We start from the raw sequence: 14,461 nt of genomic DNA on the forward strand, positions 1-14,461 counted from the left end.
TACCCCCCATCCCCAGCCCTTCCCCCGCAAGGGGTGAAGGGAGCAAGAATGAAGCGAACCAAGGATCTTGTCCCCTCCACCCCTTGCGGGGGGAGGGTTAGGGAGGGGGGAGGTTCGGAGTGAGAATATTCAAATTTTGGCAAGGTCGAGTAACGCCTATTGGAGTCTACCAAAGCATGGTGTAAGTTGTTTACCCCACATCAATAATAAGCAAACCACACGCACCGCACAAACTGCGCTAGAATAGCCGCTTTCACCCGTTATTGAAGCCACCCGATGCTGCCCAACGCCAATCCCCACGTACCTGTCGCCCTGTTCGACCACCCTAAATACTGGGCGGAATGCTACGACACCTCGCCGTATCTCCCCATGAGTCGTGCGGAAATGGACGTGCTGGGCTGGGATTCTTGCGACATTATTATCGTCACGGGCGACGCTTACGTCGACCACCCCTCGTTCGGCATGGCGGTGATCGGGCGGATGCTGGAAGCACAAGGTTTCCGCGTCGGCATCATTGCGCAACCGGATTGGCATTCCAAAGACCCGTTCATGGCACTGGGCGTACCCAATCTGTTCTTCGGCGTGGCGGCAGGCAATATGGACTCGATGATCAACCGCTACACCGCCGACCGCAAAACGCGCTCCGACGACGTTTACACCCCCGGCGGCATGGCAGGCAAACGCCCCGACCGCGCCACGCTGGTGTACACGCACCGCTGCCGCGAAGCCTACCCCGACGTGCCGATCATTATCGGCGGCATCGAAGCCTCGTTGCGGCGCATTGCGCATTTCGATTACTGGCAGGAAAAAGTGCGCACCTCGATCCTGCTGGATGCCGCTGCTGACCTATTGCTGTACGGCAATGCCGAACGCGCCGTGGTCGAAGTCGCGCACCGCATCGCTTCCGGCGAACCCGTTTCCAGCATTACCGACGTGCGTGGCACAGCCTTCATCCGCCGCGATACCCCGCAGGGCTGGATGGAAATCGACTCCTCCCGCATCGACCAACCGGGCAAAATCGACCGCATTATCAACCCCTACCTCAACACCACCGAGATGAGCGAATGCGAAGTCGAAAAGCGCAATGTGCAATGGTTTGAATACGAAGACCCGCGCAGCAAACGCCCCGACGAACACAAGCTGATCTTCCATCCCCGCGCCCGTTTAGACCGCGACACCACCGTGATCCGCCTGCCGTCTTACGAAAAAGTCAGCAAAGACAAAGCCTTGTACGCCCACGCCAACCGCGTGCTGCACTTGGAAACCAACCCCGGCAACGCTCGCGCCTTGGTGCAAAAACACGGTAACCTTGACGTGTGGCTGAACCCGCCACCGATTCCGCTGACCACGCCGGAAATGGATTTCGTGTTCGGGCTGCCCTACGCACGCCTGCCGCACCCGTCCTATAACGGCGTAAAAATCCCGGCGTATGACATGATCCGGTTCTCGGTGAATATCATGCGCGGCTGCTTTGGCGGCTGCACCTTCTGTTCGATTACCGAACACGAAGGGCGCATTATCCAAAGCCGTTCCAAAGAATCCATCATCCGTGAAGTCGAGGAAATCCGCGACAAAGTGCCGGGATTTACCGGGGTGATTTCCGATCTTGGTGGCCCCACCGCGAATATGTATCGCCTCGCCTGCAAAGACCCGAAGATCGAAGCCGCGTGCCGCAAACCTGCGTGCGTCTACCCCGATGTGTGCCACAACCTCAACACCGACCACGCCGCCTTGAAGGAATTGTACCGCGAAGCGCGTACCCTACCCGGCATCAAGAAAATCCTGATCGGTTCAGGAGTGCGCTATGACCTTGCCATCAAAGACCCCGAATACGTCAAAGAATTGGTGACGCACCACGTCGGCGGCTATTTAAAAATCGCACCGGAACACACCGAATCCGGCCCCCTGTCCAAAATGATGAAACCGGGTATCGGCGCGTATGACGAATTCAAACGCCTGTTCGAGAAATACACCAAGGAAGCGGGCAAAGAACAATATTTGATCCCTTATTTCATCGCCGCGCACCCCGGCACATCCGACGAAGACATGCTCAACCTCGCGCTGTGGCTGAAGAAACACGGCTTCCGCGCCGACCAAGTGCAAGCGTTTTACCCCTCACCGATGGCATCCGCCACCACCATGTACCACACCGACAAAAACCCGCTGCACAAAGTCACCTACAAAAGCGAAAAAGTCGCCACCGCAAAATCACCGGAACAGCGCAAGCTACACAAAGCCTTTTTGCGCTGGCACGACCCGAAAAACTGGCCACTGCTGCGCAAAGCGATGGCAGAGATGGGGCGGCAGGAACTGATCGGCGATGGCGAGAACCAGTTGATCCCGCATTACAAAGCGGGCGAGGAACAGTTGGTGTATGAGGCGCATCGGCGCAAGAATAAGGGCGGGGAGCATCAGAAGCGGGTGGGGAAGCCTGTTGCTGCAACGGCTGGGAAGCCGAATTATGGTAAACCTGTGCAAAGTGCAGCGGCTGGTAAACCCAATACTGGCAAACCCGCGCAAACAACAACGAGTAAACCGAATGCGGGTAAGCCGCAGGGTGGGAAGATGTTGACTCAGCATACGGGGTTGCCGCCGAAGGCGCAGGCGGATGTTGGCGGTAAGCCGAAACCTACAGGGAATACAAAGCACCGAAGTAGGTAATATCTACACACTCAACCGGAGAGGTGAGCTAAAAAAACACTATGCTCGGTAACTTCAGGATAACTAAATGGCAAATTTAGTTTCCCTAAATTATTTGTGACGAATAACTTTGCCTTGTCCAATTCGTCAACCGCAAATTCATTTGGAATCTCTGATGTTAGTTCCTTTTCGAGAGGGGATGTCTTATTAAGCTCTAGTAATAAGCACTCGTCTTTCAATAATTCATAACTTTCACTAGCACGGACAGCCACCAATACAGAATTAACTTGTCCCTCGCTAGTTGTTACTCTATCAATAATTGAAAAAATATAGATAGAGGCATCTAGTGTTGGCAAGAACGTCACTCTCGACTTAAAGTCAATCGCTTGCCCAATTGCTTGATCCATCATCGGATGCCCAACTCCCATAATGTCACTATCAGGATATGTTTCTCGGCTGAATAGCATTTTCTCATAGCGTCGCTTGATAGCAGGCGATTTCTTCCGCCAGTTATCAGGCGTTATAAAATCAAAACCTCTTTCTTGATTCTTACTTAAGCGATTGCCATTCATAGAGAGCATTGCTTTGAAGAATGGTTGTAAATCTGCCAAGTCAAGTTTAGGTACGCCTTTCAAGCCACTTAGATCAAAACTTTGAGCTTTTCCAATCAGTTCTGAAACAGTTTGAACAACATCCTTTCCACCGAGTGTTTGCGTTTTTTCATCAAACCATGAATCCAGTGATTCAGCAGAAATGCTATTTGCATCTGTAAATAATTCATCAAACAGTGCAGGGGATGCCATGCCCAAGACCAATTGCATCAAATCTTCCGATTCTGTCATGGCTGCGCCCAATGCCAACATGATAGAACGAATTTTTTCCTCCAGTTTTCTCCAGATTTTGGATTCAACTGTGCTAGGGTTGCGTAATGACACGACTTCAACCGGATATTTTTGACCATAACGGTTCAAACGCCCCACCCGTTGATGTAAACGCATGGGATTCCAAGGCAAATCTGCATGAATCAGACAATGGCAGTTCTTTTGTAAGTCGATACCTTCCCCTGCCGCTTCAGTTGAAACTAAATATTTGAGCTTCCCTGAATTGAACTGGTCTGCGGCAATATCACGGGTCGCATTCAGTTGTTTAATTGAGCCATCGGGATAGCGGATATTGCGCAGTGTATTTTCACCATTAATAAAACCAACGACCTCCGCACCGTACTCTTTAATCAGAGATGAGACGATCAATGCTTGAGTCGTTTTATATTCAGTGAAAATCAGTACTGGTCTGGCATTAAATCGCTCTTTGGTAATATCAATGATCCGTTGCACACGTGTTTCTTGAGTAACGACTTTAGCAGATTGAATGAGTTGTTCAAGGTGCTGAACTTCATTTTCCATGAGATTAATTTTGGATTTTTTATCCGCTTTAATCCAGCTTTCAAACAGATGTTCAATCTCATCAGCTTTATGTTCTTCACCAAGGTCAAGTGCATCACCTTCCTCAACTTCCTTACGTAATTCTCCTGCTTGTTTAAGCAAATTGTTACGTCGCGTTTGCAGTGCAGCCAAAACCGCCGCAACGGAACTAGAAGCCAGTTTCTGCAAGGCAATCAAGACGAGCGTGACCTGTCCACGCCCTTTGCTACTCAGATTAGAAGCATAAGCATGACCTGCTTGTATGAATCGTGTCATCAATTGGTAAAACGCTGCTTCATCTTCACTGTATTGATAAGTTTCAGGGTATTGTTGGATAGGCTTAAATAAAGGAGTGCCCTCCATATCCACTACTTTTTGTTTGTTGTTTCTAATAAGAAAACTGGATAAATGGGTAAGTTGCTCAATGTCTTTCTTACTGGGATTAAACAGTGTGTTATCCAACAGGCTCATCAATGACCAAAAGCCGTAGGGTTTTCCACGGTGGGGTGTACCCGTGAATAACAGCAAAGAGGTAATTTTGTCGTGTTCCTGCATTTTTTCTAATAGCTTAAACCCTAGTGTCTTTCCTGTGGTCTCGGTGGCATGTAAATGGTGCGCTTCATCAACGACGACTAAATCCCAAGACTCAGAGTCTAGTAAGCGTTCATGGCGGTTATTGTTATCTGCACGGAGTGTGGGAAGTGATGCGACGACTTGAGAATGCGTATTCCAGAAATCCGCCTTACCACGATCCAGTTCAGGGCGGTAAATGGCTAGGCGTATGTCGAACATCTCACGCATACGTTGTTGCCATTGTTCCACTAAAGGGGCAGGTGTCAGAATTAATAAGCGTTTTACTTTTCCGCTAGAAATTAGTGGCCATAGAATTAAACCCGCTTCAATGGTTTTACCTAAACCTACATCATCGGCAATTAATTTGCGGATAGGCCAATGACGCAGGGCTTGGTGACACGTCCATAATTGATGCGGTAACAATTTAATGCGGGAGCGTGAGAATACTCCCCACGACATATTGATGGATTGGATAGCGGCAGCTTGAGCACGTAAAACTGTTTCTAGCGGCGAAGAAAAATGACCTGAGACTAAGGCTTCTCGGACGCTTAGGCGTGTTTCCAGTTCACTGCTTGGAACTTCTTCAATACCGTGGTCGAAGCGGATGATTTTGGTTTGTCCATTGTCGAGGATAACCGTGCCTAAACCAAATTTAGGATGGTTGACTTGTGGGGTGCTCATTCAAACAGTCCTTCTACTTCGTCATCTTCTTCTAACTTTATGCCAGAAATTTTAGTTAATAAATCTTTATTACTGGCAAGAACGAGCAATGGAATATCAAAATCTCCACCAAACGTTGCTTTTTCCTCACCTAAGCTGTCAAGAAGTAATTGGTAAATTGTAAGACTTTCTTCATAAGTTTCCCAATCAGTATCGCTAAGCTGGGCTAGTATTCGCTGAACACGTGGAGCTGCCATATAAGCGTGAGCGTGAGCCTCTTTAGTATCAATAATCCCCGTTCTCAGTAGCTCACGCACAACCAGACTGAAGCCTTTTCGCAGCGTTCGACGAATCGGTGAAATATGTCCGAAGCCAGAACCTTGTAGTAAGGGATCAAGGTTGGGATTTAAGACGTTTGGTATATTTTCTTGCTGGCGATATTGAATACCTTCAAATAAAGTGACATAGCTATTTAAGTTCAATGCAACCTTGAACAAATTCGGTAACATGGTCATCCAGTAACTATACTCTTCATCGTAATCTTGGCTTTCAGAGTATTCATACAGCATATTCAGCCATCCCTCACCATTTTCTTTGGGGTTTGTGCAGAATGTGTCCCACCAGCCTTTGTGCTGCAAGTATTCTATAAATCCCTTTGTACCAAAATCTCGCACACGTCCAAGACGTTGAAATACACCAATGCTCAAGAGGAGCATCCAGCCTTGACGGCTGTAATCACCATTTTCATGGATGGTGAGATTAGGTATTTCGCCTCTCGGATAAAGCTGAGATAAATACTTATTTCGGTAGTATTTGCGTCCTTCTTCTTCCCACCATTGATGAATTTGAGCTAGGCTAGCTTGGGATTCTGGAGGTTCAGGTGGTGATGAAAAGACAATAGGCGAAAGGCTCACATCACTATCTGACTGAAGTCGATGGCGAATTATTTTTTTGTCATTATCATCCCAAGTTTTTATCAGACTTTCCAAGGATGTTTTATCAAACCATTTACTTGTTCTTTGATTTCTTACCTTATCTGCTAATTTCTGTCCATCATCACTTTTTGCTATGTATCGTAATGCTGCTTCTTGTTTTTCAGCCGATGCACTGATAAACCATTGTTCTAATTCTTCCGCACAGTCCATTTGTTTGCGGCAATTCCTAAAAAATTTCTTACCATTTTCTTGATAGGTATCAGATAACACATGCTTATCAGGTGCAAACGCAACTCGAAGTTTTTCTTCTTTGTCTGCTCCATGCGCTGACAGCAGTTTACCAGATGGCTGATAAGTGTCTTGTTTTGATAAGAACTGTATGTCACTAAGCTGATTTTTTTCGTTATCAGTTGGTTTTTCATCTTGATAAACAATAGCAAAGAAACTACCTAATTTATCAGCAAGTTCTACATTGCATTTTTTATCTTCGATGAGGTCAATGAGATTGCCCAAGCCAAGTTCAGAAATTCTCGAATCTGGCCTAAGCTCCCGCCAAATTTGCATAACCCAAGCAGTAACAACTTTATTGCTTGGATACGCTTTATCAAAAGTAGCCCATCCTCTTAAATACTGAAGTGCATTACTTGAATGCCAATTTTCAGGAATAGAATGACTAATACTGTCAGCTTGAACCAATCTTGCTTGTTCTTGAGGCAAACCATTAGGAATCAACCTTGTGTTTTCAGACCATGACAATAACAATGACTTAACGAAAGATTTTGCCAAGTGAAAAGGTGCATCATCTTTTTTCCAAGTGTCACTGTCAGAAAATTGTTTCCAAAGTGATGTCCACCATTCAGCCTTTGACACATCTTCAGCCAATCCCAATTGTGGCATCAGCACTGCCCAATCCATTTTATAAAGATCAGCTAAGGCAAATCCGAATCGTTTGCCAAGTTGTTCCGCTAAAGCTTTGTTTTGATCGTCGTGTGTACCAGCACCTGCTAATTTTCCGCGTCCTGCATCAATCTGAAATGGCGCACTAATAACAAAACCAACACTTGCCGTTTCACGAGTCGGTGCCACTACCCAGAAAGAAGGCGTTTCATCAGTCAAAAGCTCAAAACCACGGGCGGAAACATGAAAGATAACAGCTACATAACCCTGTTCTAATTGATCACGAAATACTAAGTAGTGTTTTCCATCTAGTCCGCCGAACTCTAAGGTTTTACTAGCATTCAAATGATTTGGCTGCCATGTAACAGCAATATCATTGATCACAATGCTACGTAGCATCTTTCCTGTCAGGCACAACATGGCTTGCTGTTTCTGAAAACGAGATAGCACGTCGGCTGGTTGCGCTTCGTTACTCAATGGTAAAACTACTAATGTCCCTTGATAACGTGGATTATTAGTTTGCTCTATCAAAATGTTGACTGCTTCTATACATTCATCCCCACCCCAAACCTCAGGAAGAAAACCTGCTACAATGTTGACTTTTAAATCTCCACTGATAATTTTGGGTGAGTCACAAGCTAAAAAAACGCTTTTAAAGCCTAAGCCAAATCGACCAGTCACTCCAGTATCATCAGATTTTCCACTAGCCGAAAGTGTAAGCATCTTTTTTAGGTCGTAAGCAAAGTGAGGCCACTTTTTTTGAACTTCTGAAGTTCCACGATAATTAATAGGTCTTCCCCAGTGGGAAATATAAAGTACATTTCCTTCAAGCTTTATATTAAAATGCTTAGTTTTATTATCAAAGTCTTCTTCTTGTAAATATCGCCTCATTTCCAGTACAGCATCGTCAGCATTCTGAAATAATTCAAATGGTATGCTACTTGCCTCATACTGATAATCAGATAGTTTATCTCTTAACTTACGAAGAATATAATTATGGACATTTAATTCTTTTAAGCTAATAATTATCTTTTCTTGATTGATTTTTAATTCTCTTTCTAGTTTTTCTTTCTCTTCTTGATTATTGCTTTTTTCATTAATAGCAAGACCAAATTCTATATTTTTGGCTTCACTCAAGTATTCTTTTAGTGGAGACTCATTATTCGCATTTAATAACTCATCTAGGTATGGAACCATATGTTTGAAGATAACTCTTCGAGTAACATCAATATCTAATTGATGGCTTTCTGATAATTGATCAAATAGCTTATTTAGACTGTCTTCATCTTGTAGGTAAAGCTCAGTCCATAACCAACGGCATGTTTCTCTTACTATTTTGTTTGCATGTTCGCTATTGTTTAACGAAATTGATTTGTTATCCCATAAGTATAATCTAGTGCTAACCTTTTGCTCTTTTTTATCAATAAATAGATTGCTTTTATCTATAAAGAGATTATCTATATTTTCTTTTAATTTAAAGGTGGTTCTATTACCTAGTATATTATTGGTCTCTGCGAATTTACTATTTTTCTGTTGTTTCTCCAACTTAATATGTAATCCGTTGACTAGAGCTGACTCGCATGATTTTTTGTTCTCCACTTCAAACGAACGGGTGATTTTAAAATCATAATTGAGTATATTTAATGAGTTTAATATAGGTGGATTCCACTTTAAACTATTAAATATTTCATCAATACGAAAAGGATTAAGATAGGCTTTTATTTGCTCTTGTTTATCTTTTGATTTTCCAAGCAATATTAATAGTAAGCCTAATAGTTGGTTTTTCGATAAGCCTTCAAATAACTTCAAGTAATTATCAAGCTGGGCTGACTGAGATGAATCATTGGTTTGCTTATCAACCAGTTCATTGCCATAATTTAAATGATTTTTGAGAATTGAGCGTTGTTCATCACACAATACAAATGCATCATCAACGCCTGGTGCGTCAATACACAACTCACTTGCTAGTTTCCAGCTTTTACCATCTTTCGCTAATAACTTGATCTGAGGTAGCAATTCCTCTACATAACCCGCCACTACCATTTGGCGCAAGTAAAAAGCATAAGCTGATTGTGCTTGTTGGGAGTTTTTCTTTTGCAACCAGTCGAATATATTGATTAACGTTTCTTTTTCAGGAAGCCTATTAAAATTAGCCAACAAATGACGTTTACAATCATCCAGTGTAAATTTTGCTTTTTGATCATCATTGGAAATTTTAACATCAAGTAATGCTTTAATAATTCCCCAGCTTGGTGCAGATTCGCAATCCGCTAAAGTCTTTGCCAGCTTGCCAATATCATCAGACTCACATAAAGAACCAATTGCATAGGCGGAAACTTCATTCATCAATAAAGCCAGTGTTTCCAAAACCGACTCTGACTTAGTAAAAAATAGAGGTTTTACTTTTTTGTCAAAGGCAGAATGCTGAATAATGCTGTCATGCAAGTCTTTATCACTGGCATAGGCATAACTAGCGGATGCTGCCAATTTTTGAATAGCATCTTCCAGTCCTGTAATGGTAATAATATCATTAGGTGACAAGATTTGATTGTTTTTTAATAACAACCATTTTGTAGATTTAAGTTTTTCTTGTGACTCAAGATTGAGTTTATCTTTACCTAACCAAGTCAGAATTTCTTTGTTATATTCGCTAGATTTACCGCTATCTAGTGCAATACTGATAGCTACTTGTTCATCTAGTTTGGTAATCCAATTTTGCTTTTCAGAAATTTCACTAACAGGCTCAATAATACTAATATCATCTTTCAAGGAGCTAGGTAATTCAATCGATGTTTTTAAATAAGTATTGGCTTCAATGGATACCCAGCGCCCATCAACCGTTTTGTGCCAAGGCAAACGACACCAGAAATTTTTATCAGCAATCTTATTAAGAATTTCAGTACGTTCATCTGTTGTAAAATCTTCAGCTTGTAATGATGTAAGACTCTCTAACTTTTCAAGTTCTTCTAGAATTTTATCAGGTTTGATTTCTTTAATACTAAGAATTCCCGAAGTATTACGAGAAAGCACATTAACCAGTTCTGGCCCTATGACTTGCCAATGATTATTACCTATAAGTTTGCGCTGTAATTTTTCCCATGCTGACGATTGATCGTGAGCATTTATCCATAAAACTGCATCAGTATTATCTTTATATGCACAATTCGCATGAAGGACATAACGGACTCCTTTTATTACATGAGCCTTGTCAGTGATTTGGCAGATTTCTAATATTTTCTTCCTCGGCAATAGTTCTGGATTCAATTTTTCATCAGATTTCACTAACGCATTAAATATTGCTTCATCTTCATTTTCTTTAGGTAAAATTTTATCAAAAAGTATTTCATTATACTCTGCATCAATCGCTAAAACCAAAGAACTCGACAAGCAATTAGATAGTACTTTTATTTTTTCATGCATATCTTTTCCTGCAAATGAAAACAGTAAAGACTTTTCGTTTGATTTTGATAGTTCTCGATAGCTAACTACTATTTTTTTGTCTTGTTTCGCATCATAAGCAGAAATAATTCTCCAATCTTGATTTTCTTTAATGAGCAGTAAGCAATCATTTTTATCTAAATCTTTTAAAACAGTCTTCGTTAAATGCAATATTTTTTCAGGTTTAAATTCCTGCAAAGATTTCAACCATTGTTCTGCTGCTTGTTTTGTTGGTTTTCCTTGTGCAGATTTATCATTGCTATCAAGGAAAGCAGGTATGGGTAGAATTTCTCCTTCACATTGCCATAATGCTTTTAAAATATCATCACTAATATTTGATTGTGATTTTTCTTCAAGAGCACCAAATCGCCAGCGTTTTTCAGCAGGAACATGCTCTAATACTCTGGCAATTTTAGTCTTATTGTGTCTAAGTCGTTGTTGTCCATGATGGCTAATGGCTTCTCGAATAAATTTCAATAAGGCTTGTTGTACCTTTCCAAAACCAAGTTGAGGATTAATGAGACTGAGAAAGTCATTAAAATAATCTAACTGAATAGATTCAGCAAATAAGCTAGCCGATGGTTTTTGCAAAATAGATAAAATACTTTCTTCATTCCATTGGTAATGTGCTACAGATATAGCCGTGCTATTATTATCTGCAAAAAATGTATTTTGCAATTCTGCTAAACAAGGCAGCACTTCCCACGGGCGTTTGGTTGAATCTTGAGGCGGAGCAGGCAAAGGCAGAATATTTATTGCATCACTATTTTTATGTAATCGCCATTGACTGCCAGATGGTAATAACTCACGAAACCAACTATACTCATTGCAAATAAATTTTAGATACTCAAAGCCCTCTAGTGCTTGCTTAAACGCTATAGTGAGTTCTTCGATTTCATTATTTTTGAGTTGGTTGGCTTTAATATATTCATTTAATGCTGGCAAAATCAAAGGGAAACACATTTCCTGAGCTAATGCTTGATTCCAAACTTGACGTAGTGATTGCTCATTTTTTACATCATCTATGTTTATACATAGCTTGCTGAGACTATCGAAAGAATGAATTCCAAGTCGCCCCGCATCAATAAAAAACTGACCATGCAGTACAAAATGATAATGTCGGGAGCTATTAGGTATTTTAACTTCTTTAATATGGGTCTTTTCTTCAAGAGGTAAAAATACTGCCCACTGCATTGTAAGCTTTCCTGACACTCCATCTTGATGAGAAATAAGAATAGCTCCTTCTGCACTAGATTTATCTTCTTTTGTCTTTTCTTCGCCATATTCCTTATCTATATAACGTATTTCTGGCCAATATTGATGGTGTTTTAATTTATCAAATAACGTACCGCATTGATTTATTCGATTTCTTTTTCCCCATATTGGCATTTCAACAATAGTACCAATTTTTATTTTCCCAATACTAGTAACGCTATTCTCTCCATCTGGTTTAATCAATCGCGGCTTTATATCTAAATGAATAGTAAACTCATATTTTTTCCAATTTTCCATATTAACAAGAAAACTAACTTCTTTGATGTTGGCTAATAAAGGTAATAATTTTCCTATTTGTATTGATAGGTTTTCATTGGTCAGAAAATTCAGTTCTTCTAACTTATCACCTGGGCGATTAGGTGTAATGCTGCTATATTTTTTATCTGTTCGATTTGGAATTTTTAGATGACACTCCGTCCTTAATGGAATCCATAACAAAAACCATGAGCTTTCTTTATTAATAAGTCCAGCAAACTCATTTTTTAGTATTCGTATGTCTTCTGATTCATAATTAACCCAATCATCTTCCCAGTTTTTATGTGGGTAATTATCTTTATGATTATTCCAAGGATTTATTAAATCCGAGCAATTAATAGATTTTTCTTTATCAAATGCAATATACAAAAATGATTCACACCAATGAAAAACACTTTTCATCCCCAAACCAAACTTACCAATTGGTTCACTCTCACCTGCTTTAGCATTAATCCCCATTGAGCCAATAGATTCTTTATCAGCAGTTTTGAATTCACCATCATTGAAGCACCATAAGCCTACGCCTTGCAACAATGGATGTTTACAATCAGGTATTCCACTATGAATACCAAAGACAAAGCGAGGTGCTTTGGCATCATCGGCATTTTGGATTAGCTCTTTGATGATAGGAAAATCTGATTTGTAACGATCACTGAGGTTTTTCTTGATGTCGCTAATATTATCATTGGTGAGAGCTGTCATACTTGTTTATCCATCGCTGTGAAGAGGTAAGGTGATTATCTATAAAAATTACCTATTACAGAAGACAATTTTAGTCAGAAAAATAAATTTCAACCAACATCGTTTCCGTGATTTGGAAAATTTCCATCAAACACCTTCACGAATGAGGTAGGCTAATAGCCCCTTTGAGCAACAAAGTGATCCTCCACTACCTCAACACCACCGAGATGAGTGAATGCGAAGTCGAAAAGCGCAATGTGCAGTGGTTTGAATACGAAGACCCGCGCAGCAAACGCCCCGACGAACACAAGCTGATCTTCCACCCCCGCGCCCGTTTAGACCGCGACACCACCGTGATCCGCCTGCCGTCTTACGAAAAAGTCAGCAAAGACAAAGCCTTGTACGCTCACGCCAACCGCGTGCTGCACTTGGAAACCAACCCCGGCAACGCCCGCGCCTTGGTGCAAAAACACGGCAACCTTGACGTGTGGCTGAACCCGCCACCGATTCCGCTGACCACGCCCGAAATGGATTTCGTGTTTGGGCTGCCCTACGCTCGCTTGCCGCACCCGTCCTATAACGGCGTAAAAATCCCCGCTTATGACATGATTCGTTTCTCGGTGAATATCATGCGCGGCTGCTTTGGCGGCTGCACCTTCTGTTCGATTACCGAACACGAAGGGCGCATTATCCAAAGCCGTTCCAAAGAATCCATCATCCGCGAAGTCGAGGAAATCCGCGACAAAGTACCGGGATTTACCGGGGTAATTTCCGACCTTGGCGGCCCCACCGCGAATATGTACCGCCTCGCCTGCAAAGACCCGAAGATCGAAGCCGCGTGCCGCAAACCTGCGTGCGTTTACCCCGACGTGTGCCACAACCTCAATACCGACCACGCCGCATTGAAGGAATTGTACCGCGAAGCGCGTACCTTACCCGGTATCAAGAAAATCCTGATCGGTTCAGGGGTGCGCTATGACCTTGCCATCAAAGACCCCGAATACGTCAAAGAATTGGTGACACACCACGTCGGCGGCTATTTAAAAATTGCACCGGAACACACCGAATCCGGCCCCCTATCCAAAATGATGAAACCGGGCATCGGCGCGTATGACGAATTCAAACGCCGCCCCCCTCAACCTCGCGCTGTGGCTGAAGAAACACGGCTTCCGCGCCGACCAAGTGCAGGCGTTTTACCCCTCACCGATGGCCTCCGCCACCACCATGTACCACACCGACAAAAACCCGCTGCACAAAGTCACCTACAAGAGCGAAAAGGTGGCAACGGCGAAATCACCGGAACAGCGCAAGCTGCACAAAGCGTTCTTGCGCTGGCACGACCCGAAAAACTGGCCGCTGCTGCGCAAAGCGATGGCAGAGATGGGGCGGCAGGAACTGATCGGCGATGGCGAGAACCAGTTGATCCCGCATTACAAGGCGGGTGAGGAACAGTTGGTGTATGAGGCGCATCGGCGCAAGAATAAGGGCGGGGAGCATCAGAAGCGGGTGGGGAAGCCTGCGCAAGTGGCAGCGAAACCGAATGCGGGTAAGCCGCAGAGTGGGAAGGTGTTGACGCAGCATACGGGGTTGCCGTCGAAGCCACGCTCAGACTTTGGCGGCAAACCGAAGCCGACGGGGAAGCCCAAACAGCGTAGCGATCGATAGACTCTTGCCCCAGCTTGCGTC

3 protein-coding genes and 1 pseudogene are annotated in these 14,461 nt (G+C 43.1%); 2 read left to right on the plus strand and 2 right to left on the minus strand.

Annotated elements, in window-relative coordinates:
• Positions 1-276: 276 nt before the first annotated feature.
• The gene (locus J1836_RS08245) at positions 277-2,661 is read left to right on the plus strand and encodes a YgiQ family radical SAM protein (protein WP_207250649.1); all 2,385 of its coding nucleotides are present in this window, start codon (positions 277-279) and stop codon (positions 2,659-2,661) included.
• 11 nt (positions 2,662-2,672) lie between these two features.
• Here the strand turns inward: J1836_RS08245 and J1836_RS08250 are convergent, their stop codons facing one another.
• Both J1836_RS08250 and J1836_RS08255 read right to left on the minus strand, forming a co-directional pair.
• Entirely contained in the window at positions 2,673-5,315 is a 2,643-nt protein-coding gene (locus tag J1836_RS08250; RefSeq protein WP_207250651.1) for a DEAD/DEAH box helicase, read from the minus strand.
• Positions 5,312-12,796 (minus strand): sacsin N-terminal ATP-binding-like domain-containing protein, encoded by a 7,485-nt coding sequence (locus tag J1836_RS08255; protein WP_207250653.1) that lies wholly within the window; start codon positions 12,794-12,796, stop codon positions 5,312-5,314. The genes J1836_RS08250 and J1836_RS08255 overlap by 4 nt, the downstream gene beginning before the upstream one ends.
• A 296-nt stretch (positions 12,797-13,092) precedes the next feature.
• On the opposite strand from J1836_RS08255, the pseudogene J1836_RS08260 reads away from it, so the two are divergent.
• Positions 13,093-14,440: pseudogene (locus J1836_RS08260) on the plus strand (DUF3362 domain-containing protein); the annotation flags it as partial.
• Positions 14,441-14,461 lie beyond the last annotated feature (21 nt).

The organism is Thiothrix fructosivorans (assembly GCF_017349355.1).
Taxonomy (GTDB): Bacteria; Pseudomonadota; Gammaproteobacteria; order Thiotrichales; family Thiotrichaceae; genus Thiothrix; species Thiothrix fructosivorans.